The sequence below is a fragment of the Streptomyces sp. JLBT605 genome (genome assembly GCF_058215555.1).
The window spans coordinates 5,424,031-5,449,014 of the sequence record NZ_CM177087.1 but is presented as its reverse complement, the minus strand read 5'-3'; the positions used below and the strand labels follow the sequence as shown (position 1 = coordinate 5,449,014).

22 protein-coding genes are annotated in these 24,984 nt (G+C 71.3%); 10 read left to right on the top strand and 12 right to left on the bottom strand.

Translation table 11 applies throughout. From position 1 onward, the window contains the following. Positions 1 to 12: 12 nt before the first annotated feature. Positions 13 to 2,706, bottom strand: coding sequence for an ABC transporter ATP-binding protein/permease (locus tag AC4BDD_RS23765; RefSeq protein ID WP_490687495.1), 2,694 nt, complete (start codon positions 2,704 to 2,706; stop codon positions 13 to 15). Between the two features lie 221 nt (positions 2,707 to 2,927). Between AC4BDD_RS23765 and AC4BDD_RS23760 the strand changes: the two genes are divergently transcribed. Both AC4BDD_RS23760 and serB read left to right on the top strand, forming a co-directional pair. Beyond that, the gene (locus tag AC4BDD_RS23760) at positions 2,928 to 4,376 is read left to right on the top strand and encodes a streptophobe family protein (protein WP_490687494.1); all 1,449 of its coding nucleotides are present in this window, start codon (positions 2,928 to 2,930) and stop codon (positions 4,374 to 4,376) included. A gap of 220 nt (positions 4,377 to 4,596) precedes the next feature. Continuing rightward, positions 4,597 to 5,832 carry a phosphoserine phosphatase SerB gene (serB, locus tag AC4BDD_RS23755; RefSeq protein ID WP_490687493.1) on the top strand — a complete coding sequence of 412 codons (1,236 nt, stop codon included), beginning with the start codon at positions 4,597 to 4,599 and terminating at the stop codon, positions 5,830 to 5,832. A gap of 107 nt (positions 5,833 to 5,939) precedes the next feature. On the opposite strand, the gene AC4BDD_RS23750 is transcribed toward serB, so the two are convergent. From AC4BDD_RS23750 to AC4BDD_RS23735, 4 genes are all read right to left on the bottom strand, one after another. Next, a complete protein-coding gene (locus AC4BDD_RS23750; RefSeq protein WP_490687492.1) occupies positions 5,940 to 6,458 on the bottom strand; it encodes a SixA phosphatase family protein in 519 nt (172 codons plus the stop codon). A gap of 174 nt (positions 6,459 to 6,632) precedes the next feature. After that, complete coding sequence (locus AC4BDD_RS23745; protein ID WP_490687491.1) at positions 6,633 to 6,863, bottom strand: hypothetical protein; 231 nt, start codon at positions 6,861 to 6,863, stop codon at positions 6,633 to 6,635. A gap of 150 nt (positions 6,864 to 7,013) precedes the next feature. Continuing rightward, complete coding sequence (locus AC4BDD_RS23740) at positions 7,014 to 7,136, bottom strand: SGM_5486 family transporter-associated protein (RefSeq protein ID WP_490687490.1); 123 nt, start codon at positions 7,134 to 7,136, stop codon at positions 7,014 to 7,016. Positions 7,137 to 7,240: 104 nt separating this feature from the next. After that, positions 7,241 to 8,584, bottom strand: a complete 1,344-nt coding sequence (locus AC4BDD_RS23735; protein WP_490687489.1) for a CynX/NimT family MFS transporter — start codon at positions 8,582 to 8,584, stop codon at positions 7,241 to 7,243. A 201-nt stretch (positions 8,585 to 8,785) separates the two neighbouring features. On the opposite strand from AC4BDD_RS23735, the gene AC4BDD_RS23730 reads away from it, so the two are divergent. Next, positions 8,786 to 9,463, top strand: coding sequence for a FadR/GntR family transcriptional regulator (locus tag AC4BDD_RS23730; RefSeq protein WP_490687488.1), 678 nt, complete (start codon positions 8,786 to 8,788; stop codon positions 9,461 to 9,463). A gap of 91 nt (positions 9,464 to 9,554) precedes the next feature. On the opposite strand, the gene AC4BDD_RS23725 is transcribed toward AC4BDD_RS23730, so the two are convergent. The 3 genes from AC4BDD_RS23725 to fabG form a co-directional block, all read right to left on the bottom strand. Continuing rightward, positions 9,555 to 9,968 (bottom strand): hypothetical protein, encoded by a 414-nt coding sequence (locus AC4BDD_RS23725; RefSeq protein ID WP_490687487.1) that lies wholly within the window; start codon positions 9,966 to 9,968, stop codon positions 9,555 to 9,557. Between the two features lie 326 nt (positions 9,969 to 10,294). Next, positions 10,295 to 11,065 carry an enoyl-ACP reductase FabI gene (gene fabI, locus AC4BDD_RS23720; RefSeq protein ID WP_490687486.1) on the bottom strand — a complete coding sequence of 257 codons (771 nt, stop codon included), beginning with the start codon at positions 11,063 to 11,065 and terminating at the stop codon, positions 10,295 to 10,297. Positions 11,066 to 11,070: 5 nt separating this feature from the next. After that, complete coding sequence (fabG, locus tag AC4BDD_RS23715) at positions 11,071 to 11,775, bottom strand: 3-oxoacyl-[acyl-carrier-protein] reductase (RefSeq protein WP_490687485.1); 705 nt, start codon at positions 11,773 to 11,775, stop codon at positions 11,071 to 11,073. Between the two features lie 252 nt (positions 11,776 to 12,027). On the opposite strand from fabG, the gene AC4BDD_RS23710 reads away from it, so the two are divergent. The 5 genes from AC4BDD_RS23710 (at position 12,028) to AC4BDD_RS23690 (ending at position 17,539) form a co-directional block, all read left to right on the top strand. Continuing rightward, positions 12,028 to 13,596: a TldD/PmbA family protein gene (locus tag AC4BDD_RS23710; protein WP_490687484.1), complete on the top strand. Its 1,569-nt coding sequence runs from the start codon at positions 12,028 to 12,030 to the stop codon at positions 13,594 to 13,596. Then, positions 13,593 to 14,984 carry a metallopeptidase TldD-related protein gene (locus AC4BDD_RS23705; RefSeq protein WP_490687483.1) on the top strand — a complete coding sequence of 464 codons (1,392 nt, stop codon included), beginning with the start codon at positions 13,593 to 13,595 and terminating at the stop codon, positions 14,982 to 14,984. Before AC4BDD_RS23710 ends, AC4BDD_RS23705 begins: the two co-directional genes overlap by 4 nt. Positions 14,985 to 15,086: 102 nt before the next feature. Continuing rightward, the gene (tyrS, locus tag AC4BDD_RS23700; protein WP_490687482.1) at positions 15,087 to 16,502 is read left to right on the top strand and encodes a tyrosine--tRNA ligase; all 1,416 of its coding nucleotides are present in this window, start codon (positions 15,087 to 15,089) and stop codon (positions 16,500 to 16,502) included. Positions 16,503 to 16,724: 222 nt separating this feature from the next. Continuing rightward, entirely contained in the window at positions 16,725 to 17,099 is a 375-nt protein-coding gene (locus AC4BDD_RS23695) for a DUF3099 domain-containing protein (protein ID WP_490691912.1), read from the top strand. 188 nt (positions 17,100 to 17,287) lie between these two features. Beyond that, positions 17,288 to 17,539: a hypothetical protein gene (locus tag AC4BDD_RS23690; RefSeq protein WP_490687481.1), complete on the top strand. Its 252-nt coding sequence runs from the start codon at positions 17,288 to 17,290 to the stop codon at positions 17,537 to 17,539. A gap of 9 nt (positions 17,540 to 17,548) precedes the next feature. Here AC4BDD_RS23690 and moaA read toward each other — a convergent pair whose 3' ends face one another. From moaA to AC4BDD_RS23675, 3 genes are all read right to left on the bottom strand, one after another. Then, complete coding sequence (gene moaA, locus AC4BDD_RS23685) at positions 17,549 to 18,538, bottom strand: GTP 3',8-cyclase MoaA (protein ID WP_490691911.1); 990 nt, start codon at positions 18,536 to 18,538, stop codon at positions 17,549 to 17,551. A 161-nt stretch (positions 18,539 to 18,699) separates the two neighbouring features. Next, positions 18,700 to 20,328, bottom strand: coding sequence for a solute symporter family protein (locus AC4BDD_RS23680; protein WP_490687480.1), 1,629 nt, complete (start codon positions 20,326 to 20,328; stop codon positions 18,700 to 18,702). Next, positions 20,325 to 20,672: a DUF485 domain-containing protein gene (locus AC4BDD_RS23675; RefSeq protein ID WP_490691910.1), complete on the bottom strand. Its 348-nt coding sequence runs from the start codon at positions 20,670 to 20,672 to the stop codon at positions 20,325 to 20,327. Before AC4BDD_RS23675 ends, AC4BDD_RS23680 begins: the two co-directional genes overlap by 4 nt. Before the next feature lie 263 nt (positions 20,673 to 20,935). Here AC4BDD_RS23675 and AC4BDD_RS23670 point away from each other — a divergent pair, with 263 nt between their 5' ends. Next, positions 20,936 to 22,477, top strand: a complete 1,542-nt coding sequence (locus AC4BDD_RS23670; protein ID WP_490687479.1) for a S8 family peptidase — start codon at positions 20,936 to 20,938, stop codon at positions 22,475 to 22,477. 133 nt (positions 22,478 to 22,610) lie between these two features. Beyond that, positions 22,611 to 24,149 carry a S8 family peptidase gene (locus AC4BDD_RS23665; protein ID WP_490687478.1) on the top strand — a complete coding sequence of 513 codons (1,539 nt, stop codon included), beginning with the start codon at positions 22,611 to 22,613 and terminating at the stop codon, positions 24,147 to 24,149. Between the two features lie 150 nt (positions 24,150 to 24,299). Here AC4BDD_RS23665 and AC4BDD_RS23660 read toward each other — a convergent pair whose 3' ends face one another. Further along, complete coding sequence (locus tag AC4BDD_RS23660) at positions 24,300 to 24,974, bottom strand: lysoplasmalogenase (protein WP_490687477.1); 675 nt, start codon at positions 24,972 to 24,974, stop codon at positions 24,300 to 24,302. Positions 24,975 to 24,984: the final 10 nt, after the last annotated feature.

Below are 24,984 nucleotides of genomic sequence, written 5' to 3'. Positions count from 1 at the left end.
GGCGCGGCCGGGTCACTTGCGCATGACCTCCGGCTCATGGCGGCGCAGCAGCCGCGAGACGACGAAGCCGCAGATGACGCCGATGGCGAGCAGGACGGCGAGGTCGGTGTACCACTGCGAGGCGACGTGCTCCCAGAGCGGGTCCGGGTTGTTGGCGTTCTCCTTGTCCCATGGCGCCATCACGTGGCCCAGGCCGGGGCCGAGGTCCAGCGTGGCGCCGGCCGCGGCCACCGCCCAGCGGGCGGGCATCAGCCAGGCGACCTGTTCCACGCCCGGCGAGTCGTAGATCTGGAACATGATGCCGGTGAAGACGATCTGGACGATCGCGAACATCACCAGCAGCGGCATGGTCTTCTCGGAGGTCTTCACCAGCGAGGAGATGACCAGGCCGACCATCATCGAGGTCAGGCCGATGGCCATGATCGCCACGCACAGCTCGGCGAACGGCGGGAGGACGAGGGTCTCCTCGGGCAGCTCGCGCTTGGGCAGACCGATGGCGCAGATGATCACGCCCTGGCAGGCGGTGATCACGCCGAGCACGATGACCTTGGACATCAGATACGCGGAGCGGGACAGGCCGACAGCCCGTTCCCGTTCGTAGATGACCCGTTCCTTGATCAGTTCACGTACGGAGTTGGCCGCGCCGGAGAGGCACATGCCGACCACGAGGATCATGATGACCGTGCCGGCCTGCGGATTGTGCTTGGGCGCCGGCGCGTGGACCAGGCCGTTCTTGGCCGGGATGACCGTACTGACGATGCCGAGGACGGCTGGCAGGATCACCATCAGGGCCATGAAGCCCCGGTCGGAGGCGATCACCGACAGATAGCGCCGGATCAGCGTCCACAGCTGGGAGCCCCAGCTCTGCGGCTTCGCCACCCGGGCCGGCGGCGGCTGGATGTGCACCGACTGCGGGGCCACGGCGTCGAGGTCGGCGGCGTACAGCTGGTAGTGCTGGGAGCCGCGCCAGCGGCCCGCCCAGTCGTAGTCGCGGTAGTTCTCGAAGGCCGAGAAGACGTCCGCCCAGGTCTCGTACCCGAAGAAGTTGAGCGCCTCCTCCGGCGGGCCGAAGTAGGCGACCGCGCCGCCCGGGGCCATGACCAGGAGCTTGTCGCACAGCGCCAGCTCGGCGACCGAGTGGGTGACCACCAGCACGGTGCGGCCGTCGTCGGCCAGGCCGCGCAGCAGCTGCATGACGTCGCGGTCCATGCCCGGGTCCAGGCCGGAGGTCGGCTCGTCCAGGAAGATCAGCGAGGGCTTGGTGAGCAGCTCCAGCGCGACCGAGACACGCTTGCGCTGACCGCCGGAGAGCGAGGTGACCTTCTTGGACGCGTGGATGTCGAGCTTGAGCTCGCGCAGCACCTCGTCGATACGGGCCCTGCGCTCGGCCTCCGCAGTGTCACCGGGGAAGCGGAGCTTGGCGGCGTACTTGAGCGCGGTGCGGACGGTCAGCTCCTTGTGCAGGATGTCGTCCTGCGGGACCAGACCGATGCGCTGCCGCAGCTCGGCGAACTGCTTGTACAGATTCCGGTTGTCGTAGAGGACGTCGCCCTGGTTGGCCGGGCGGTACCCGGTGAGCGCCTTGAGAAGGGTGGACTTTCCGGAACCGGACGGGCCGATGACGGCGACCAGGGACTTCTCCGGGACGCTGAAGGAGACGTCCTTGAGGATCTGCTTGCCGCCGTCGACGGTCACCGTGAGGTGGCGGGCGGAGAAGGAGACCGCACCGGTGTCGACGAACTCCTCCAGCCGGTCGCCGACCAGCCGGAAGGTGGAGTGACCGACACCGACGATGTCGTTCGGGCCGATGACCTGCTGGCGGACCGGCTGGCCGTTGACGTAGGTGCCGTTGTGGCTACCGAGGTCGACGATCTCGAAGCGGCCGTCGGGCAGGGCCCGGAACTCGGCGTGATGGCGGGAGACCTGCAGGTCGGAGACGACCAGCTCGTTCTCCAGGGCACGGCCGATACGCATCACGCGGCCGACGGCCAGGTGGTGGAAGGTCGTCGGGCTGCGGTCACCCTGCATGGGCGCCGGACCCACCGGGCCGGCCCCGGGCACCTTCTGCGCCGGCTGCCCGGGCGGCGCCTGCGGCGGCGTGTGCGCGTGGCCGGCCTGCGGAGCGGGGGCCTGCGGGGCGGCGGCCTGCTGCGGCGGCACGAAGCCCTGCGGGGGCTGGCCCTGCGGCGGCTGCTGCGGCTGCGCCTGCGGCCAGCCCTGCGGGGCCTGCTGCTGGTACGGCTGCTGCGGCTGCTGCTGGGGGTGGCCCCAGGCGGGGGCGGGCTGCTGCTGGGGCGGAGCGAACGGGGCCTGCTGCGGCTGCTCGGGCGCGGCGTACGGAGCCTGCGCCTGCGCGGCCATGCCGTTCGGAGCGTTGAAGGCGCCCGAACCCGCGTGCGCCACCGCACCGGAAAGGCTCAGCCGGGGGCCGTCGGTGGCATTGCCGAGGTGCACCACCGAACCGGGGCCGATTTCGATCTGCTGAATCCGCTGGCCCTGTGTATAGGTGCCGTTGGTGCTGCCGTGGTCCTCGATGACCCAACTGTGCCCGGCCCAGCGCACGGTGGCATGGCGCCACGAGACCCTGGCGTCATCCAGTACCAGGTCACCCTGCGGGTCACGGCCCAGGCTGTATGACCGGGACGGGTCAAGTGTCCAGGTCTGTCCGTTCAATTCCAGTACGAGTTCCGGCACTCCATGCCCCACTAGTTGTCCCCCGAATTTCCCCCTGCACAGGGAGTCTAGGGATGGCGAACATCGTGGGGAACTATTTCAGGCTCAGTCCATGAACGGGAAGTCGGGCTTTGGCAAGACCGGTATCGGGCAGCGTTGACTTCATCCGAAAGGCCCCCGGAAAGTGGTAGGCACCCATGGACGGTGCAGATCATGAGGGAACCGGGCAACTCGCATCGACCGAGGGAAGCACGATGGCGGCTGGGGACGGCGAGCGGGTCCGCCCGGGCGGGCTGCTGCTGACCGCGCTCGCCGCCGTGAGCTGGTCGTTTCTGGCCATGGTGGGCGTCGCGGCGCTGGCTTTGCATCTGATGGGGGCGGACGAGGCGGGCGCGCTCGGGCCCATGACCGCCGCCGCGGTCGCGCTCGCGGTCGGTGGCGCGGTCGATCCGTCAGGCGATGTGAGCGTCTTCGGGCTTGTGGGCGCGGACGCCACCAGCGCGGTGGACGTCACGCCCCTGGGCATCTCGCTGGTGGGCGCCCTGTTACTGGGCTACCTGTTCCTGCGATCGCTGCGCGGTGCCGGTCCGGTGATCGGGCTGGGTGAACTCGCCGCGCGGGCAGGCGCGGTGGCCGTGCTCTTCGTCGCGCTGCTCGGCGGGCTCTGCTGGGTGGGCAACGATACGGTCACGATCGACGGCTCCGAGCTCGGGCTGGGCGATATCGGACGGGACCGGGGCGAGGGACTGCTCGACCGGCTGCCCGAGGAGCTGGGGGACATCGCGGGCATCGGCGGCGGACTGCTCCCCGGTCACCTCGCGGACCTGGTGAACGCCAAGGCCGAGGTCGGCTTCTCCGTCGCGGTGGGCCGCTCGCTGCTGGGCGGGCTCGTGTGGGTGCTGGGGGTGCTGCTCATCGCACTGCTGGTCGCGCGCCGCGCCCCGCTGCCCGAGGGCTGGGACGGGGCGCACGAGACGGTGCGGCCGGCCGCCTCCGCGCTCTGCGCGGTGCTGGTGCTGGCCGTCGGCGCCGGGCTGGCCGCCGCCGCGGTCGCCGCGATCGACGACGACCATCCGGGCTTGGTGATCGGCGGCGCCCTGCTCGGCGCGCCGAACGGCGCGTGGCTCGGGGTGCCGCTGGGGCTGTTCGTGCCCTGGCACGGCTCGGCCACCGGTCCGCTGCGGCAGGTGCTGCCTGATCCGCTGGACGACCTGCTCGGTGGGGAGAACGACAAGACGATCACGGTGGGGCGGCTGGCCGAGCTCAACAGCGAGGTCTGGCTGCTGGTCGTCGCCTGCGTGCTGGCGATGCTCGCCGCCGGGCTGCTCACCGCGGCCCGCACACCTCTGCCCGGCTCCGTGCGGGGGGATCTACAGCCCCCGGCCGTCACGCCCGGCGTCCGCGATCCGGGACCGTATCGGTTCGCGGGCCGGTGCGCGGTGCGGCTGTCGGCCGTGACGGCGCTCACCTTCCCGCTGCTGGTGTGGCTGACCGGGCTCTCGGCGGGGGCCGGCCTGTCGATTCTCGGCTTCGACGCCTTCGACAGCCGGCTGGAGCTGCATGGGAGCGTGCTGTGGGCGCTGCTGCTGGGCGCGGTGTGGGGCGGCGCGGCCGGTTTCGTCGGGGCGCTGCTCACCTGGACGACCGGAACCGCCGGATTCCGGGCACTCGGGCCTGGCGCGGTGGGCGGCGGCCGGGGCTGATGCCCGAGCCCGGCAGAGGCCGGTGGCAGGAGAGATGCCGGAGCCCGGCCCGGGCCGGTGCCAGGACTGATGCCGGAGCCCGGCACGGGCAGTGACGGGAGCAGGTGCGGGGGCGGGTGACCACTCGGTGACCGTGGGTGGAACACTCCGAGTCGCTGATACGTCCGCAGCGCGGACACCCGCGCGAGGCTCCGAGCGGGCCCGATACGGTGGGAACACCATGAGCGCATCGCAGATCCCACCTGCCACCGCCGTACCGGGCGACGACGATCCCACTCTCCTCGTCAAGATCTTCGGCAAGGACCGTCCGGGCATCACCGCCGGCCTCTTCGACACCCTCGCCGCCTACGACGTGGACGTCGTGGACATCGAGCAGGTCGTCACCCGGGGCCGCATAGTGCTGTGCGCCCTGGTCACGCCACCGGCCGGCTCCGGTGTCACCGAGGGTGACCTGCGCGCCACCGTGCACAGCTGGGCCGATTCCCTGCGGCTCCAGGCGGAGATCATCTCCGGCCGGGGCGACAACCGGCCGCGAGGTATGGGCCGCTCCCACGTCACGGTGCTCGGCCATCCGCTCACCGCCGAGTCGACGGCCAGGATCGCGGCCCGGATCACCGGCACCGGCGGCAACATCGACCGTATCTTCCGGCTGGCGAAGTACCCGGTGACGGCGGTGGAGTTCGAGGTGTCCGGCACCCAGACCGAGCCGCTGCGCACCGCGCTCGCCACCGAGGCCGCGGCCCTCGGCGTGGATGTCGCGGTGATCTCCTCCGGTCTCCAGCGGCGGGCGCAGCGCCTGGTGGTCATGGACGTCGACTCCACCCTGATCCAGGACGAGGTGATCGAGCTCTTCGCGGCGCACGCGGGGTGTGAGGCCGAGGTCGCCGAGGTCACCGCGCGGGCGATGCGCGGTGAGCTGGACTTCGAGCAGTCCCTGCACGCCCGGGTCGCGCTGCTGGAGGGGATCGACGAGTCGGTGGTGGAGAAGGTGCGGGCGGAGGTCCGGCTCACGCCGGGCGCTCGTACGCTCATTCGCACTCTCAAGCGGCTCGGCTACCAGGTGGGCGTGGTCTCCGGGGGATTCACGCAGGTCACCGACGACCTCAAGGAGCGTCTGGGGCTGGACTTCGCGTCCGCCAACACCCTGGAGGTGGTGGACGGGAAGCTGACCGGGCGGGTGGTCGGCGACGTCGTGGACCGTGCGGGCAAGGCCCGGCTGCTGCGCCGGTTCGCCGCCGAGGCCGGGGTGCCGCTGGCGCAGACCGTGGCGATCGGCGACGGTGCGAACGACCTGGACATGCTGAACGCGGCCGGGCTCGGTGTGGCGTTCAACGCCAAGCCGGTGGTGCGGGAGGCCGCCCACACCGCGGTGAACGTGCCGTTCCTGGACACCGTGCTGTACCTGCTCGGAGTCACCCGCGAAGAGGTCGAGGCGGCGGAGACCCACAGCGACTGAGCGGCGGCACCGCGGCCGAGCCGCCCGCCCGCGCGGTGCGCGGCACACGGCCCCCGCCTGGTGCGCTTCAGCGGGGGCCGATCACCTGCGGCTCCGGGGCCGGTCCCTCAGGCGTGCGGCGTCCAGTACTGGATGAGACGCCCGACGCCGTGCTCGACCGACTTCCAGGAGCCGCTGAAGGTCAGCACCGCGATGGCGGCGGTGGGGAAACCACTGCGGTTCATGCGGGGCAGCACATCGCCCTCCGCCTCGCCCGCGAGCGCGTCGGCCAGTGCGTGGACTCCGGGGTTGTGGCCGACGAGCATGAGGTCGTTGACATCCTCGGAGACCTCGTTGAGCAAGGCGATCAGCTCGCCGAGCGATGCCTCGTAGATCCGCTCGTCGTAGACGGTTCTCGGCCGCTGAGGCAGTTCTGGGACGGCGAGCTTCCACGTCTCGCGCGTACGGGCCGAGGTGGAGCACAGGGTGAGGTCCGGGACGATCCCTGAACTGGCGAGCCAGCGTCCGGCCGCCGGGGCGTCCTTGCGGCCACGCTCGGCGAGCGGTCGTTCGTGATCGGATTCCTCGGACCAGTCGGCCTTGGCGTGTCGGAGTAGCACGATCCTGCGGGGCGTATCGGTGCTCATGCGACCAGCTTCGCATGAAAAACGGGGCGCAGCGCGGGGTGTTGGAACGGTCCCACCGTGAGTGGCACGGCCTCGAGCGGCGGTTTACCGCGACCGCCGGGAAGGCTGCCGCACCGAGCGGCAGGGCCGGTCCCAGGGCCGGCGCCCGGAGCCGTTGCCCAGGGCCGGCGGCTGCTACAACACCGCCTGCCGGATCACCGTGACGACCTGGGAGAGGGTCCCGCTGCCCTGGCCGCCCTCGCGGGCACCGGCGTCGGCCGGGCCGACTATCAGCAGCAGCAGCGCGGCGAAGGCGAGGGCCGGGAGGGCGATGGCCCACCACGGCAGCTGGACCTCCACCCCGCCGGCCGCCGAGGGAACGCGCCGGGAGTGGGTGACGTGCCGGGGGTGGGTAGGGGGAAACATCGGATCGCCTCCGGGCGGTCAGCCGCTGTGACCCTTCGAATCTAGGGACTCAGCGCCGCCGTTCCCATCAGGTGACCCACCCACTTCCCCCTGAGCCTGGCCCCCTAGGGGATGGTGGGGCCAGCCCCACCATGGGCCCATGAGCGGGCGTCAGGGCGAGGCGATGGTGGCGATCACGCCGATGACGACGGTGATCCCCAGCATCACGCCGAGGATGGTGAGCAGCTTCTTCTGGCCGCCCTGGGGGTTGGGATCGAGCACGGGAGACGACATGGCTCCAGTGTCGCATCCGGCCCTCGCCGGGCTCCGGCGGGTCGCCGCCCCGGCCCCGGGCCAGGACGGGCCGAGGCGGGACGGGGCGGCAGGTCAGAGCAGGGTCAGAGCTCGTCTTCCAGGGTCCGGTTGCGTCCGGCGAGGACGCCCGCGACGATCTGCGGCACCATCAGCGCCGCCATCAGCGCGATCGGCAGGTCCCAGCCGCCGGTGTGCTGGTAGAGCGCGCCCACCAGGAGCGGTCCGGGGATGGACAGCAGATAGCCGGTGCTCTGCGCGAAGGCGGACAGCTTCACCACCCCGGCGCTGGTCTTGGCGCGCATCCCGATCATGGTGAGGGCGAGCGGGAAGGCGCAGTTGGAGATGCCGAGCAGCACCGCCCAGACCCAGGCGCCGCCGGCCGGCTCCAGCCACAGCCCGGTGTAGCCGGTGAGTCCGAAGAGGCCGAGGACGACGGCGAGCACGCCCTGGTGGCGCAGGCGCGCCGCGACCCTGGGCAGCACGAAGGAGAGCGGCACGCCCATCACCATGGTCACCGCCAGCAGCACACCGGCCGTAGAGGCGGACACCCCGGCGTCGCGGAAGATCTGCGGCATCCAGCCCATGGTGATGTACGCGGCGGTGGCCTGGAGGCCGAAGAAGACGGCCATCGCCCAGGCCGTGGGAGAGCGGGTGATCCGGGCGGCGGGGGCCTGCTGGGGAGTCGCGGCGGCGGCCTCTTCACGCGCCTGACGGTTGGTGCGGCTGCGGGCGACGGAGAGCCAGGGCAGCACGGCGACGGCGGCGAGCACCGCCCAGACACCGAGCCCGAGGCGCCAACTGCCGCCCATCGCGTCGGTCATCGGAACGGTGACGGCGGCCGCGGCGGAGGTACCGAGCGCCAGGGCCATCGAGTACAGACCCGTCATCGCGCCGACCCGGTCCGGGAACCAGCGCTTGATGATCACGGGGATCAGCACGTTGCTCACCGCGATACCGGCCAGCGCCAGCGCGCTGGCCGCCAGGAAGCCCACGGTGCCACCGGCGAACGGCCGTATCGCCAGACCCGCGGTGATGGCCGTCAACCCGGCGAAGACGACCGTCGCGGGGCCCCAGCGGCGGGCCAGCGCGGGCGCGGTCATCCCGAAGAGGGCGAAGCACAGGGCGGGGACGGAGGTGAGCAGTCCGGCGACGGTGCCGCTCATGCCCAGCCCGTCGCGCACTTCCTCGAGGAGGGAGCCCAGGCTGGTGATGGCGGGCCGGAGGTTGAGGGCGGCGAGGACGAGTCCGGCCATGACCAGGCGCTGGGCCCAGGGCGAGACGGATCCCGACGTCGGTCCCGGCATGGAACCCGAAGTGGGGCCTGGTGCCAGGGGCGCCGCCGTGGGGCGCCCGCTGCCCGCCGCCGGCCCGGACCGGAGCTCCGGTGCGGTGGCGGGGTCGATGGTCGCTGTCTCGTCGTCTGCCATGAGGCCATCATAGAATCATGGGATGAATCCTTGTCCAATGCGTTTGCCGCAGCCCGCAGGACCACCGGGGGCACGCGGAAGCGCCGCGTTCCGCCCGGATAGCCGCTCGGCGAAGCGCGGACGGCATCATGGGAGGGTTCAGACGCCCTTCAGGACCCTTGCGGGACCTGAGATCCGTGACGGCTCAAGGCCAGGAGAGTCATGCCGCTGACCTCGCCCCGGCGCTCCGCGCTCGCCGACCAGGTGATCGCCCAGCTGCGCGCCCAGATCACCTCCGGTGAGTGGCCGGTCGGCGCTCGCATTCCGACCGAGCCCGAGCTGGTCGAGCAGCTCGGGGTGGCCCGCAACACCGTGCGGGAGGCGGTGCGCGCGCTCGCTCACAACGGCCTGCTGGACATCCGGCAGGGCTCGGGCACCTACGTGGTGGCGACCAGCGAGCTGGCCGGGGTGATGAACCGGCGCTTCGCGGACTCCGAGCCGCTGCACATCGCCGAGCTGCGCAGCGCGCTGGAGACGAAGGCGGCGCGGCTGGCGGCGGAGCGGCGCACCGCGCAGGACCTCAGGCAGCTGGACACCCTGCTCGACCGGCGGGAGCGTGCCTGGCGGTCGGGGAACACCGAGGCGTTCGTGGAGGCGGACGCCACCTTCCACATGGCGGTCGTCGCCGCCTCGCACAACGAGGTGCTGGCGGAGCTGTACGCCGACCTCGCCGGGGTGCTGCGGGAGTTCCTGCGCGCGGACGTCGGCGCCGAGCTGCGGCCGGAGGCCCATGTGGACCACGCCCGGCTGGTGGAGGCGATCCGGGCCGGGGACGGCGAGCGGGCCGCGGCCGAGGCGAGCGCGCACCCCTTCTCCTGCCGCTTCGCGCCGAACCGCTGAGCACCGGCCGCCTCACCATCGGCTGACGACGCGCCGCCCGCGAGCCACCACGGAGCACCGCCCGCGAGCCACCGCCCGCCGGGCGGCCGCCTCACCGCCGGGAGCTCAGCGGGCGGTGGCTCACCCACGCCTCGCGGATCTCCTTCCAGCAGCGCTGGGTGAGCCGTACGTGCTGGGCGGGGCCGAGGTCGAACGCGGCGCCGTCCATGTCCGGGTCCCACCAGCGGTCGCACTCCACATGCAACTGGACCCGGTCGGCCTCGGGGTTGGGGTTGAAACAGCTGGCGATCGCCCGCGAGCCCTCCGTCCAGGCGTTGCAGGCGGCCGGCTCGGGCCGCTTCCGGCCGGACTCCGCTCGGGGCCGCTGCTCCGCGACCCGGTCCCCGGGCCGCTCCGGGGCGGCCTGGTGCCGAGCCGAGCCCGGGACGGCCTGCGGCTGGGCCGCGCCCACCGCGAACGCGGCCGCCGTCAGGGCCACGGCCGCCGCGGGGCGGGAGATGCGCATGACGGGACCTCCTCGGCCGTACTGCGGCGCGTGGCCACTGCGGCGCCTGGCCCGGCCGCATGGCCCGGCCGCACCCACCGGGTGCCTCCGGTGCTCCGCTACGCGGTGCGCAGTGCGTACACCACGGTGCGCGCCCCCGGCCCCGGCCGCCCGCCGGACTGGCCCGAACGGGTGATTGTCCGCGCCCCGGCGCGGGCCCGGTAGAGGTCCCGCCGAAGGGCGATGCCCCGGCCCCCGCACTGTGCGGGGACCGGGGCATCACGCCGGGCAGGGCCCGGCACCACGTGCTACGGCCGGTGGTACGGCCGGGAGGGGGTCAGACGGGCTCAGACGCCCATCATGTGCACGCCGCCGTCGACGTGCACGACCTCACCGGTGGTCTTGGGGAACCAGTCCGACAGCAGCGCGACGACACCGCGGGCCGCCGGCTCCGGGTCGGCGATCTCCCAGCCGATCGGGGCGCGGTCGCCCCACTGGTCGGCCAGCACCTCGAAGCCGGGGATGGACTTGGCGGCCATCGACTTGATCGGGCCGGCCGAGACCAGGTTGGAGCGCACGTTCTTCGGGCCCAGGTCGCGGGCGAGGTAGCGGGAGGTGGACTCCAGGGCCGCCTTGGCGACGCCCATCCAGTCGTACACCGGCCACGCGAACTGCGCGTCGAAGGTGAGACCGACGACCGAGCCGCCGCGCGGCATCAGCGGCAGCAGCGCCGTGGTCAGCGACTTGAGGGAGTACGCGGAGACGTGCACCGCGGTGGACACGTCCTCCCAGGACGCCTCCAGGAAGTTGAACGCACCCTGCGGGCCGAAGGCGATCGAGTGGACGATGCCGTCCAGGTCGACACCCTCACCGAGGTGCTCGCGCACCTTGTCGGCGAGGGAGTCCAGGTGCTCGGTGTTGGTGACGTCCAGCTCGATGACCGGGGCGGGCTTGGGCAGCCGCTTGGCGATCCGCTCGACCAGCGAAAGCCGCCCGAAGCCGGTGAGGATGACCTCGGCGCCCTCCTCCTGGGCCAGCTTGGCGGCGTGGAAGCCGATGGAGGCGTCGGTGATGACGCCCGTGATCAGGATGCGCTTGCCGGCGAGAATTCCACTCATGACGTTCAGTGACCCATGCCCATTCCGCCGTCGACGGGGATGACGGCTCCAGTGATGTACGCGGCCTCGTCGGAGGCCAGGAAGCGGACCGCGGAGGCGATCTCCTCGGGCTGCGCGTAGCGCGCCAAGGGCACCTGCTTCACGATGCTCTCCCGCTGCTCGTCGCTGAGCGCGCGGGTCATGTCGGTGTCGACGAAGCCGGGCGCGACCACGTTGACGGTGATGTTGCGCGAGCCCAGCTCGCGGGCGAGGGAGCGGGCGAAGCCCACCATGCCGGCCTTGGAGGCGGCGTAGTTCGCCTGTCCCGCGGATCCGAGCAGGCCCACGACCGAGGAGATCAGGACGATGCGTCCCTTGCGGGCGCGCAGCATGGCGCGGTTGGCCCGCTTGACCACCCGGAAGGTGCCGGTCAGGTTGGTCTCCAGGACCGAGGTGAAGTCCTCTTCGGACATCCGCATCAGCAGCTGGTCGCGGGTGACGCCGGCGTTCGCCACCAGCACCTCGACCGCGCCCTGCTTCTCCTCGATCTCCTTGTACGCCTGCTCGACCTGCTCCGGGTCCGTGATGTCGCACTTGACGGCGAGGAAGCCCGCGGGCGGCTCGCCGGACCGGTAGGTGATGGCGACCTTGTCGCCCGCGTCGGCGAACGCGCGGGCGATGGCGAGGCCGATACCGCGGTTGCCTCCGGTGACGAGAACCGAGCGGCTCAAGGGACCACCCTCTCTGTTCGATGTCGCAGCGTGCGTCTGTGTCCGTTGTCTGCACGAAACTATCGGTCCATGGCCGGTTACGGGGAATCCGGGCCGCACAGGGGCGCGCTGCGGTCGCTGTGGGGTCCCTACAGAAATCCACCTGTCCCCGGCGCCTGATTCTCTGTACGGTCTGCGAGCCGTGATTCACTGCGGGTGAACGCCGTGGTGAACGACAACAGCTGTGGAGAACGACAAGAAGGGGAGGCCGTCGTGCCCCATGAGGTCGATCCGTCATTTCTGGCGTTGCCGCTGCGCGCGCTCGCCGACGCGGCTCTGGCGCGCGCCCGCGCGCTGGGCGCCGAGCACGCCGACTTCCGCCTGGAGCGGGTGCGCAGCGCGTCCTGGCGGCTTCGGGACGCCAGGCCCGCGGGCTCGTCGGACACCACCGACCTGGGCTATGCGGTGCGGGTGGTGCACGGCGGCAGCTGGGGTTTCGCCTCGGGGGTCGATCTGACCATGGACGCGGCGGCCCGGGTGGCCTCGCAGGCGGTGGCGATGGCGAAGCTGTCCGCCAAGGTGATCGAGGCCGCGAACAGAGAGCGCGAAGCGCTTCCGCCGAAGGGTGGTGGTGGGCGACGGGCGGGCGAGAGGGTGGAGCTGGCGGCGGAGCCGGTGCACGCGGACCGGACCTGGGTCTCGTCCTATGAGATCAACCCGTTCGATGTGCCGGACGCGGACAAGACGGCGCTGCTGACCGACTTCAGCGAGCGTCTGCTGCGGGCGGACGGGGTCGCCCACACCGACGCCCAGCTGATGACCGTCCAGGAGAACAAGTTCTACGCCGACACCGCGGGCACCACGACCACCCAGCAGCGGGTGCGGCTGCACCCGGCGCTGACGGCCGTGGCGGTGGACCCGGACAGCGGCGAGTTCGACTCGATGCGCACCCTCGCCCCGCCGGCCGGCCGGGGCTGGGAGTACCTGCGGGGCACCGGCTGGGACTGGGACGCGGAGCTGGCCGAGATCCCGGTACTGCTCGCCGAGAAGATGCGGGCGCCGTCGGTCGAGGCGGGGACGTACGACCTGGTGGTGGACCCGTCGAATCTGTGGCTCACCATCCATGAGTCGATCGGGCACGCCACCGAGCTGGACCGGGCGCTGGGCTACGAGGCGGCGTATGCGGGCACCTCGTTCGCCACCTTCGACCAGCTCGGGAAGCTCACCTACGGTTCGCCGATCATGAACGTCACCGGCGACCGGACCGCCGAGCACGGGCTGGCGACCATCGGGTACGACGACGAGGGCGTGGCCGGCCAGTCCTGGGACCTGGTCAAGGACGGCGTGCTGGTGGGCTACCAGCTCGACCGGCGGATCGCCAAGCTCACCGGCTTCGACCGGTCCAACGGCTGCGCCTTCGCCGACTCCCCCGAGCACGTCCCGGTGCAGCGGATGGCGAACGTCTCGCTCCAGCCGGCGCCGGACGGGCCGGACACCGAGGAGCTGATCTCGGGCGTGGAGCGCGGCATCTATGTCGTCGGCGACCGGTCGTGGTCGATCGACATGCAGCGCTACAACTTCCAGTTCACCGGCCAGCGCTTCTTCAAGATCGAGAACGGCCGGCTGGCGGGTCAGCTGAAGAACGTCGCCTACCAGGCGACCACCACCGACTTCTGGGGCTCGATGGAGGCCGTCGGGGGCCCGCAGACCTACGTCCTGGGCGGCGCGTTCAACTGCGGCAAGGCCCAGCCGGGCCAGATCGCCGCGGTCTCGCACGGCTGCCCCTCCGCGCTCTTCCGCGGCGTCAACATCCTCAACACCACGCAGGAGGCCGGTCGATGAGCCGCAGCCACAAGCCGCACGAGATCGTGGAGCGGGCGCTGGAACTCTCCCGCGCCGACCACTGCGCGGTCGTCGCCGACGAGCGGTCCACGGCGAACCTGCGCTGGGCGGGCAACGCCCTGACGACGAACGGCGTCACCCGCGGCCGCACGCTCACCGTGATCGCGACGGTGGACGGCAAGGAGGGCACCGCCGCCGGTGTGGTGTCACGTTCCGCGGTCACGGCGGACGAGCTGGAGTCGCTGGTGCGGGCCGCCGAGGCGGCCGCGCGGGACGCGGGCCCGGCCGAGGACGCCCAGCCGCTGGTGACCGGCGTGCCCGCCTCGGTCGACTTCGCCGACGCCCCCGCCGAGACCTCCTCCGAGGTGTTCGCCGCCTTCGCCCCGGCGCTCGGGGAGTCCTTCGCGCGGGCCCGCGCGGGCGGCCGGGAGCTGTACGGCTTCGCCAACCACGAGGTGGTCTCCAGCTATCTGGGCACCTCGGCGGGGCTGCGGCTGCGCCACGACCAGCCGACCGGGACGCTGGAGCTGAACGCCAAGTCGCCGGACCGGACGCGCTCGGCCTGGGCGGGCCGTGCCACCCGGGACTTCAAGGACGTGGATCCGGCGGAGCTGGACGCCGAGCTGGCACGGCGGCTGGAGTGGGCGAAGCGGCGGACCGAGCTGCCGGCCGGTCGGTACGAGACGCTGCTGCCGCCGACCGCCGTGGCCGACCTGCTGGTCTGCCAGATGTGGGCGGCGTCGGCGCGGGACGCGGTCGAGGGACGTACGGTCTTCAGCAAGCCCGGCGGCGGCACCCGGCTGGGCGAGAAGCTGTCCGAGCTGCCGCTGACGCTGCGCAGCGATCCGCATGAGCCGGGACTGGAGGCGGCGCCGTTCGTCCTGGCGCACTCCTCGGACGACGACACGTCCGTCTTCGACAACGGTCTGCCGCTGCCGGCCACCGACTGGGTACGTGACGGGCGGCTGAACCGGCTGATCACCTCCCGGCACACCGCGGAGCTCACCGGTCAGCCGGTGGCACCGGTCATCGACAACCTGATCCTGGACGCGGGCGGCAGCCGTTCGCTGGACGAGATGGTCGCGGGCACCGAGCGGGGTCTGCTGCTGACCTGCCTGTGGTACATCCGCGAGGTCGATCCGGCCACCCTGCTGCTGACCGGGCTGACCCGGGACGGGGTCTATCTCGTCGAGGGCGGCGAGGTCGTCGGCGAGGTGAACAACTTCCGCTTCAACGAGTCGCCGGTGGATCTGCTCTCCCGGGCCACCGAGGCGGGCCGTACCGAGCGGACCCTGCCGCGGGAGTGGAGCGACTGGTTCACCCGGGCGGCGATGCCTGCGCTGCGGGTGCCCGACTTCAACATGAGCTCGGTCAGCCAGGGCGTCTAGCCCCCCGGAGAAGCCGATGGCCGCCGGCGGAGCCAAAAACCGCCGGCACGACCAAATAGACTCGACCTGTCCTTCGTCCGACCACACCTCAGGAACGCCACGATGACACGCCTCGGCGACTCCGTCGCGCGCGCCAGCGCTCTGCTGGCGCAGGACCTTTCCTCCGACTCCACCGTGGAGCAGCTGCTCACGGAGACGAAGTCGAGGCGCTATCTGGACCTGTCGGACCTGTCGGCGAAGGAGCAGGCCGAGCTGATCGCCTCCCGGACGGTGGAGGTGCTGCCCGGTGTGGAGAAGCTGGCCGAGCGCATCGAGCAGCGCCAGGCGGCCGGCAAGGGTCTGCACGTCAAGCTGGGCATCGACCCGACGGCCACCGATGTGCACCTCGGGCACGCCGTGCCGCTGATCATCCTCAGCCGTTTCCAGCGGCTGGGTCATGACGTCACGCTGATCATCGGTGACTTCACGGCCAAGATCGGCGACCCGTCGGGGCGTACCGCCGAGCGGCCGCCGCTGACCGATCAGGACATCGAGCGGAACCTGGCGACCTACCGTGAGCAGGTCCGGCCGTTCTTCGACTTCGAGCAGGTCAGTTTCCGGCAGAACAGCGAGTGGCTGGCTCCGTACACCTTCCCCGAGCTGCTCGGTCTGCTCTCGCAGGTGCCGGTCTCGCAGCTGCTCCAGCGCGAGGACTTCCGCAACCGGCTCGCCGCCGGCTCCGGCCTGACCATGACCGAGCTGCTCTACCCGATCGCGCAGGGCCTGGACTCGGTGGCGCTGGAGTGCGACGTGGAGCTGGGCGGCGCCGACCAGCTGCTCAACCTGCAGATGGGCCGCAAGCTGATGGAGCTGCGCGGGCAGCGGCCGCAGCTGGTGGTGACCATGCCGCTGATCGAGGGCACGGACGGCACCGGCGCCAAGATGTCCAAGTCCAAGGGGAACTACGTCGGGCTGAGCGCCCCCGCCGACGACGTGTTCGGCAAGATCATGTCGGTTCCCGACCGGCTGATGGAGCCGTACCTCAAGGCGTGGACGGAGTGGACGGACGAGGAGATCGCGTTCGTCCTGGCCCGGGTCGCTTCCAAGCGGCTGCACCCGATGGACCTCAAGAAGGTCCTGGCGGGTGAGGTGGTCGCGGCGCTGTACGGCGTGGAGGCCGCGATGTCCGCCCGGGCCGGCTTCGTCGCGCAGTTCTCCAAGAAGAGCTTCACCGAGGTCGAGTCGCTGCCGGTGGTGGAGCTGGCCGAGCACGGCGCGGAGGCGGTCACCGCGGTGCTCTCCAAGGTGCTGGAGTTCCAGCCCAGCGCGTCGGCCGCCCGCCGGGTCGCGAAGCAGAACGGGCTGCGGCTGGTCGGTCAGGGCGACGGCGGCCAGCAGAGCGTCGTGCTGACCGAGGCCCAGGCCATCCGGCCGCTCGGCGAGGTGGTCCGGGAGGCCGTCGAGGGCGGCCAGCTGGAGGCGTCCGGCGGGGTGTTCCTGAAGGCGGGCCGGAAGATCGCCGAGCTGCGCGGAGTGTGACCGCGGTGGTGGCCGCCGCGCCGGGTGCGCGGCGGCCACCACCCGTACGGCACATGCCGCGGGCACGGTTGGACGCATGACGCAGGTGCCCTACGCCGCTTGACCGACAGCCGGGCCGTCCATCGGTGTGCCCCGGCCTCCGTGCCGCCGGTGGCGAGGCGTACCGTGGACGGTGTCCGGTGCCGGGGTGGGACCGGCGCGGCAGTCAGGTGGTGGAACGTGATGCGGAAGCGCGGCGATGCGGAGGTTTTCCGGATCACCGGCGCCCGGCAGAGCCTGGCCGACGATGTGCGCGGCAGGCAGCGGCGCTATGTCATCTCGATGTCCGTGCGCACGGTGGCGGTGGTGCTGGCGGCGGTGCTGTGGGGCGTGGAGCGGCATGTCGCGATCGTGGCGCTGGTGGTGGGCATGCTGCTGCCGTACATCGCCGTGGTGATCGCCAACGCGGGCCGGGAGAACGCCCCGTCGCTGCCGTCGAGCTTCTTCCCCTCCCCCACTCCTCCGATGCTGACGCCGGGCGAGGAGAACCCGCGGACGGAATCCGTACCGGAAGACGCCGCGGGCGCGTCCGAGGACGGTCGGCAGGGGCGCGACTGAGCTGTCGCGCGCCCGGGGCCGGCGGAAAAGCTTCAGATCAATCATGTGGTTACGGTGCACCGCGCCCCATGTCCCATGACATACTGCGTACGCGCTCCGCATCCCCCGTCGGAGCGACGGACCGACGCCGGGCGGCTCCCCCCGTGGCTGCCCGGCGTCGTCATGTCCGGGTGGCATACCCTCGGGTTGTGAACTCCGCAGAGGCTTCCCCCGATTCGACCGCCGACGTGATCTGTTCGGCCAAGGGCTGCAAGGCGCCGGCCGTGTGGGTGCTGGCCTGGAACAACCCGAAGATCCACACGCCGGAGCGGCGCAAGACGTGGCTCGCCTGCGAGGAGCACCGGGAGCATCTGTCGCAGTTCCTCGGGGTGCGCGGCTTCCTCAAGGACGTGGTGAAGCTGGCCGATTGGCAGGACCCAGAGGCCGGCCCCGAGAGCTGACCGCGCCGGTCAGCCGCCGATCGCGGACATGGGCCGGTCGGGCTGGAGGAACGACGGGTCGTCCAGGCCGGAGCCGGCCTTCTTGCCCCACATCGCCTGCCGCCACAGCCGGGCGACCTCCTCGTCCGGGGCGCCGGAGCGCAAGGGCCCGCGCAGGTCGGACTCCTCCCGGGCGAACAGACAGGTGCGCACCTGCCCGTCGGCGGTGAGCCGGGTGCGGTCGCAGGTCCGGCAGAACGGGCGGGTCACCGAGGCGATGACGCCGACCCGGGCCGGGCCGCCGTCCACCAGCCAGCGCTCCGCGGGGGCCGAGCCGCGCTCGTCCTCGCCTTCGGCGGTGAGCTCGAAGCGGGTGCGCAGCGAGGTCAGGATGTCCCCGGCGGTGATCATGCCCTCGCGCTTCCAGCCGTGCTGGGCGTCGAGCGGCATCTGCTCGATGAAGCGGAGCTCGTAGCCGCCGGCCACCGCCCAGGCGAGCAGGTCGGGCGCCTCGTCGTCGTTGAGGCCGGGCATCAGCACGGCGTTGACCTTGACCGGGGTGAGTCCGGCCGCGCGGGCCGCCTCCAGTCCGGCGAGCACGTCGTGGTGGCGCTTGCGGCGGGTGAGGGTCTGGAAGACCTCGGGGCGCAGGGTGTCCAGGGAGACGTTGACCCGGTCCAGGCCGGCGTCGCGCAGTGCCTCGGCGGTGCGGGCCAGGCCGATGCCGTTGGTGGTCAGCGACATCCGGGGCCGGGGCTCCAGGGCGGCGCAGCGCTCGACGATGGAGACGAGGCCGGGGCGCAGCAGCGGCTCGCCGCCGGTGAAGCGCACCTCGGTGACGCCGAGCTGGGTCACGGCTATGCCGATGAGGCGGACGATCTCGTCGTCGGTGAGGAGGTCGGGCTTGGCCAGCCACTGCAGCCCCTCCTCGGGCATGCAGTAGGTGCAGCGCAGATTGCACCGATCGGTCAGCGAGACGCGCAGATCGGTGGCGACGCGACCATAGGTGTCGATCAGCATGGCGGCGACCCCTCCCACGGATGTCGGGTGCATGCGCTGGTGTCAATGGTGCAGCAGCGTACGCGACAAGCACGATCTTCAACAGTTCGTTGAAGTAACGACCCGGTGGCCGTCCGTGGGCGGGGCCGCCCGGAGCCCTGGTCCGGGCGGCCCCGGCGCCGTCAGTGGGCGCCGTATCCGGTGAGCGAGCGCACCTCCAGCTCGGCGTACTTCTCCCGGTCGGGCTCCTCCTTGGAGAGCAGCGAGCCCAGCCAGCCGAGCAGGAAGCCCAGCGGGATGGAGATCAGCCCGGGGTTCTCCAGCGGGAACCAGTAGAAGTCGGCGTTCTTGAACATCGAGGTCTCCTTGCCCGAGACCACCGGCGAGAAGAGCACCAGCACCACGGAGGAGACCAGGCCGCCGTAGATGGACCAGAGCGCACCCTGCGTGGTGAACCGCTTCCAGAAGAGGCTGTAGAGGATGGTGGGCAGGTTGGCCGAGGCGGCGACCGCGAAGGCGAGCGCGACCAGGCCGGCGACGTTGAGGTCCCGGGCGAAGGCGCCGAGCACGATGGCCACCGCGCCGATCAGCACGGTCGCCCAGCGGGCCGCGCGGACCTCCTCCCGCTCACTGGCCTTCCCCTTGCGGATGACGTTGGCGTAGATGTCGTGGGCGAAGGAGGACGAGGAGGCGAGGGTCAGGCCGGCGACCACCGCGAGGATGGTGGCGAAGGCGACCGCGGAGATGATCGCGAGCAGGATCGCGCCGCCGGTGGAGTCCCCGCCGCCGCCGATCTCCATGGCCGCCAGCGGGGCCGCGGTGTTGCCCGCCTTGTTGGAGGCCTTGATGTCGCTCTGCTCCAGCAGCGCGGCCGCGCCGAAGCCGAGCACGATCGTCATCAGGTAGAAGGCGCCGATGATGCCGATCGCCCAGTTCACCGACTTACGGGCGGCCTTGGCGGTGGGCACGGTGTAGAAGCGGATGAGGATGTGCGGCAGTCCGGCGGTGCCGAGGACCAGCGCGATGCCCAGCGAGATGAAGTCCAGCTTCGAGGTGCCGCTGGCGCCGTATTTCAGGCCCGGTTCCAGGAAGGACGATCCCTGGCCGCTGTTGGAGGCCGCGCTGCCGAGCAGGTCCGAGAGGTTGAAGTGGAACTTCCACAGGATCAGGAAGGTGATGAGCAGGGTGCCCGCGATCAGCAGGACCGCCTTGACCATCTGCACCCAGGTGGTGCCCTTCATGCCGCCGATGGTGACGTAGACGATCATCAGGACGCCGACCAGCCCGACGATCGCGACCTTGCCGGCGTCGCTCTTGATGCCCAGGAGCAGCGACACCAGCACACCGGCGCCCGCCATCTGGGCCAGCAGGTAGAAGATCGACACGACGATGGTGGAGGTGCCCGCGGCGGTGCGCACCGGGCGCTGCCGCATGCGGTAGGCGAGGACGTCGCCCATGGTGTAGCGGCCGGAGTTGCGCAGCGGTTCGGCGACCAGCAGCAGCGCGACCAGCCAGGCGACCAGGAAGCCGATGGAGTAGAGGAATCCGTCGTAGCCGTAGAGCGCGATGGCGCCCGCGATGCCGAGGAAGGACGCCGCGGACATGTAGTCGCCGGAGACGGCCAGTCCGTTCTGGAAGCCGGAGAACTGGCGTCCGCCGGCGTAGAAGTCGGCGGCGTCCCGGGTCTGGCGCCCGGCCCAGACGGTGATGCCCAGGGTCGCCACGACGAAGACCGCGAAGAGGGTGATGATCAGCGGGCGGTGCTCACTGGCATCGGTGGCGGCGGCGAGGAGGGTGGTGTGGTGCCTCATGCGCCGCCCTCCAGCCGGGCCTTGATGACCTCGGCGCGCGGGTCGAGCTTGCGCGCCGCGTGCCGCGCGTACCACCAGGCGATCAGGAAGGTGGTCAGGAACTGCGCCAGGCCGAAGATCAGGGCGATGTTGACATGGCCGACGACCTTGGTGGCCATGAAACCGTCGGCGTAGTTCGACAGCAGGACATAGAGCAGGTACCAGCTGACGAAGGCGACCGTGAGCGGAAAGGCGAACGAGCGGTGCGCGCGGCGCAGTTCACCGAATTCGGGACTCGATTGCACCTGTTCGTACGGTGGCCGGGGATGCTGCCGCTGCTGATCGGGGGGTGCGGTGTCCACGATCTCTCCTGGTGAGTGAGGGGGGACGGGGTGCGAGTGATCCAGGTCACGCATCGTAGGACCGTCCGGAAGTCCTCCGACAGAGCGCGTCAACAGAATGCCGCCCAAATCTGTTAAAAAAAGGGGCACTTCGTATGCGAACCGTGATCGGATTTCTTCCGGAATGTATTGATGGCTGAGCTTGATCGGCGCTAGCTTCACTCGTCATGTACACCGCCCGGGCGCAGATGGCGCGCGGGCGGTCTCACGGATGATGTGGAGACCCCATGGCTCATCTGAGATCCACCCGTCGGCGCGCCATGTTGGCCGTGCCGGTCGGGCTGGCCCTCACCGCGTCCCTCGGCTTCCTCCCCCACGGAGCCATAGCCAGCCCCCAGGACTCGGTCACCCGTACCGCCCAGGCCGACGGACCGCAGCTGTCGTACGTCGTGAACACCACCGCCGACAAGGCCACCGTCGACAAGGTCAAGCAGGCCATCACGGCAGCCGGCGGCAAGATCGTCACCGCCCACCCGAAGATCGGTGTGATCGTCGCGCACTCCGGCAACCCGGACTTCGCCGCCACGATCCGCGCCGTGCAGGGCGTGCAGTCCGCCGGTGCCACGCGCACCGCGCCGCTGAAGGCGCAGACCACCACCGAGGTCGGCAAGCCGGAGAAGATCAAGGTCCCGCGCACCACCGCCACCAGCAAGGCCAGGTCCCTGGCCGCCGGCAAGGAGCCGCTGGAGCCGCTGCAGTGGGACCTGCCCGCCATCAAGGCCGACAAGGCCGCGAAGGTGAACCCCGGCAGCAACAAGGTGACGGTCGCGGTCATCGACACCGGTGTGGACGACACCCACCCCGACCTCGCCCCGAACTTCTCGGCGAAGCAGTCGGCCAACTGCGTGGGCGGCGTCGCGGACACCACCCCCGGTGCCTGGCGTCCGTACAACCCGGACGAGGACTACCACGGCACGCATGTGGCGGGCTCGATCGCCGCCGCGCGCAACGGTGTCGGCGTGGCCGGCGTCGCGCCGGGTGTGAAGATCGCCGGCATCAAGGTGAGCGACCCGAACGACGGTCTGTTCTACGCGGAGAACGTGGTCTGCGCCTTCGTCTTCGCCGCCGACCACGGCGTCGAGGTGACGAACAACAGCTACTACGTCGACCCGTGGATGTTCAACTGCAAGGATGACCTCGACCAGAAGGCCATCCTTGACGCGGTCAGCCGCGCGGCGAAGTACGCGCAGCGCAAGGGCGCCATCAACGTCGCCTCCGCGGGCAACTCCAACTTCGACCTCGCCGGCAAGTCCATCAAGGACGCCTCGAGCCCGAACGACTCGACTCCGGTGGAGCGCGAGATCGACCCGTCGAAGTGCCTCGACGTGCCCACCCAGATCCCGGGTGTGGTCACCGTCTCCGCGACCGGCGTGAAGTCCGCGAAGTCGTACTACTCGAACTACGGCCTGAACCAGATCGACGTGGCCGCCCCGGGTGGTGACAAGTACCAGGTGCCCGAGCTGCCCGCGAAGGACGGCCGCATCCTGTCCACCATGCCCGACGGCGACTACGCCTACCTCCAGGGCACCTCGATGGCCGGCCCGCACGTCGCCGGTGTCGCCGCGCTGGTCAAGAGCGCGCACCCGACGTCCACCCCGCAGGAGATCCAGTGGCTCCTGAAGGAGTACGCGGACAACCCGGGCTGCCCCACCGCGCCGTACGACGGGAACGGTGACGGCACGGTGGACGCCACCTGCACCGGCACCGCGCATGTCAACGGCTTCTACGGCTACGGCATCGTCGACGCGCTGGACGCGGTCACCAAGTGACCCGCTGAGCAGCTGCTCCAACCGGGGCCGGGTCGCCGTCCGCGGCCCGGCCCCGGCTTCGTCCTCCCCCAGCCACCACTGGGGATGCCCCCACCCGGTACACCCGGCAACCATCGACGAACTGGAGTCCCCCATGGCTTCCCGCTCCGCCCGCGTGCTGCGCACCGCCGCGATACCCGCGGCCGTGGCACTGACCGCCACGCTCGCCCTGATCCCGAGCGGCGCCACGGCCGCCGACACCGACACCACCGAGGGCTCCGCCGTGGCCGCCACGGCCGAGGGCACCTCGCTGAGCTATGTGGTCAACGTCCGCCCCGGGCTGACCGACTCGCCGCGGATCAAGAAGGCCATCACCGCCGCCGGCGGCACCGTGGTCATCGCGTACGAGAAGATCGGCGTGATCGTCGTCCACTCCGCCGCCGCGGACTTCGCCAAGAAGATCCGCACCGTCCGCGGCGTCGACTCGGCCGGTGCCACCCGCACCAAGCCGCTGCCCGCCCAGTCCACCACCGACACCGGCTCCCCGAAGCTGCTCTCCGAGAAGGAGCAGCGGGCCGTCGCCGCCCGCGCCACCGCGGGCCAGGACCCGCTGGAGCCGCTGCAGTGGGACCTGCCCGCCATGAAGGCGGACAAGGCGCACGCCAAGACCCTGGGCAGCCGCGACGTCACCGTGGCGGTCATCGACACCGGTGTGGACGACACCCACCCCGACCTCGCCCCGAACTTCGACCGTCAGGCGTCGGTCAACTGCGTCTCCGGCAAGCCGGACACCACGGACGGCGCCTGGCGCCCCGCAGCCGCCGAGAGCCCGCACGGCACGCATGTGGCCGGTGAGATCGCCGCCGCGAAGAACGGCATCGGCGTCACCGGCGTCGCGCCGGGCGTGAAGGTCTCCGGGATCAAGGTCTCCAACCCCGACGGCTTCTTCTACACCGAGGCGGTCGTCTGCGGCTTCGTCTGGGCCGCCGAGCACGGCGTGGACGTCACCAACAACAGCTATTACACCGACCCGTGGAACTTCAACTGCCTGAACGACCCGGACCAGAAGGCCCTGGTCGACGCGGTCGGCCGCGCCTCCCGCTACGCCGAGCGGCGCGGGGTGGTCAACGTCGCCGCGGCGGGCAACGAGAACTACGACCTGGCGTCGGACTCCATCCTCGACCCGACCAGCCCGAACGACACCACCCCCGGTGACCGGGACATCGACCCGTCGAAGTGCCTGGACATCCCGACCCAGCTGCCGGGTGTCGTCACCGTGGCCTCGACCGGCGCCAAGGGCCTGAAGTCCTCCTTCTCCAACTACGGCCTGGGCATCATCGACATCGCGGCCCCCGGCGGCGACTCCACCCGCTACCAGAAGCCCGAGCCCCCGGCCACCAGCGGCCAGATCTACAACACCCTGCCGGGCGGCAAGTACGGCTACATGGCGGGCACCTCGATGGCCTCCCCGCACGTCGCCGGCACCGCCGCGCTCATCAAGTCCACCCACCCGCACGCCTCCGCCAAGAAGGTCAAGCGCCTCCTCCTGGCCCAGGCCGACGACACCGCCTGCCCCACCACGTACGACATCGACGGCGACGGCAAGGTCGACGCGGTGTGCGAGGGCGACGCCGACAACAACGGCTTCTACGGGGCCGGCATCGCGGACGCGCTGGACGCGGTCGAGAAGTAAGCCGCGACGCCGGCTGTCGCACATGTGATCACCCGGCCTCACCGGCCGGACGACCGGCGGTACCCCGCAACTTCGGGGTACCGCCGGTCAGTCGTCGACGCTGCTGAAACCGGTGATCTCCCCATGCCCCGGCGCTCCGCTGAGCGGTCGTCAGACTGCCGCAGCCGCCGGTGGCTGCATGGCCGTCGGGCCGCTCGGTGCCGTCCGGAGCAGCCCGGTCGTCAGCGCGTACTGGGCACCGACATACGTCAGCATGATCCAGAACTGCGGGATCGGGGCCTGGGGCCAGTCGGCTATGTCGGTGGCGATCAGGGTGTCGGAGAGCAGGAAGAGCAGCCCACCCAGGGCGGCGACGGGGCCGGCGCGCAGGGCGCCGAGGGCCATGGCGGTGAGGAGCAGGCTGTATCCGGCCACCGGGCCGCGCATGTCGGCGGGGAGGTCGGGCCAGAGCAGGGCGACGGTGCCGAGCCAGGCGGCCGCGTAGCCGGCGGCGAGGAGTGGGGGGATGCGGGCGGCTTCGCTGCGGCGGAAGAGCAGCAGGTAGCAGAGGTGTCCGGCGGCGAACGAGCCCATGCCGAGCAGGAAGACGAGGTCGCCGCCGATCTGGAGGAGGGTGTCGCCTCCGCAGCCGAAGAGCAGGGCGGCGGCCAGCGGGCGGGGGCCGCCGCGGGCCAGGACGTAAGCGGCGAGCACCGGCATGAGGGCCGGTTTGGTGAGGTTTTCGACGGTGTCGGTGCCGGCGAGCAGCGCGCCGAGGTGGACGGCGGTGAGGAGGGCGAAGAGCCCGAGGGTGGCCCGGGCGACTTGCTCCGCACGTGGCGACACGGGCGGTCCC

Excerpts from the sequence above, each read along its gene's own strand:
- AC4BDD_RS23760 (WP_490687494.1), top strand. The coding sequence starts at position 2,928 with ATGGCGGCTGGGGACGGCGAGCGGGTCCGCCCGGGCGGGCTGCTGCTG.
- serB (WP_490687493.1), top strand. The coding sequence starts at position 4,597 with ATGAGCGCATCGCAGATCCCACCTGCCACCGCCGTACCGGGCGACGAC.
- AC4BDD_RS23750 (WP_490687492.1), bottom strand. The coding sequence starts at position 6,458 with ATGAGCACCGATACGCCCCGCAGGATCGTGCTACTCCGACACGCCAAG.
- AC4BDD_RS23745 (WP_490687491.1), bottom strand. The coding sequence starts at position 6,863 with ATGTTTCCCCCTACCCACCCCCGGCACGTCACCCACTCCCGGCGCGTT.
- AC4BDD_RS23740 (WP_490687490.1), bottom strand. The coding sequence starts at position 7,136 with ATGTCGTCTCCCGTGCTCGATCCCAACCCCCAGGGCGGCCAGAAGAAG.
- AC4BDD_RS23735 (WP_490687489.1), bottom strand. The coding sequence starts at position 8,584 with ATGGCAGACGACGAGACAGCGACCATCGACCCCGCCACCGCACCGGAG.
- AC4BDD_RS23730 (WP_490687488.1), top strand. The coding sequence starts at position 8,786 with ATGCCGCTGACCTCGCCCCGGCGCTCCGCGCTCGCCGACCAGGTGATC.
- AC4BDD_RS23725 (WP_490687487.1), bottom strand. The coding sequence starts at position 9,968 with ATGCGCATCTCCCGCCCCGCGGCGGCCGTGGCCCTGACGGCGGCCGCG.
- fabI (WP_490687486.1), bottom strand. The coding sequence starts at position 11,065 with ATGAGTGGAATTCTCGCCGGCAAGCGCATCCTGATCACGGGCGTCATC.
- AC4BDD_RS23705 (WP_490687483.1), top strand. The coding sequence starts at position 13,593 with ATGAGCCGCAGCCACAAGCCGCACGAGATCGTGGAGCGGGCGCTGGAA.
- tyrS (WP_490687482.1), top strand. The coding sequence starts at position 15,087 with ATGACACGCCTCGGCGACTCCGTCGCGCGCGCCAGCGCTCTGCTGGCG.
- AC4BDD_RS23695 (WP_490691912.1), top strand. The coding sequence starts at position 16,725 with ATGCGGAAGCGCGGCGATGCGGAGGTTTTCCGGATCACCGGCGCCCGG.
- moaA (WP_490691911.1), bottom strand. The coding sequence starts at position 18,538 with ATGCTGATCGACACCTATGGTCGCGTCGCCACCGATCTGCGCGTCTCG.
- AC4BDD_RS23680 (WP_490687480.1), bottom strand. The coding sequence starts at position 20,328 with ATGAGGCACCACACCACCCTCCTCGCCGCCGCCACCGATGCCAGTGAG.
- AC4BDD_RS23670 (WP_490687479.1), top strand. The coding sequence starts at position 20,936 with ATGGCTCATCTGAGATCCACCCGTCGGCGCGCCATGTTGGCCGTGCCG.
- AC4BDD_RS23665 (WP_490687478.1), top strand. The coding sequence starts at position 22,611 with ATGGCTTCCCGCTCCGCCCGCGTGCTGCGCACCGCCGCGATACCCGCG.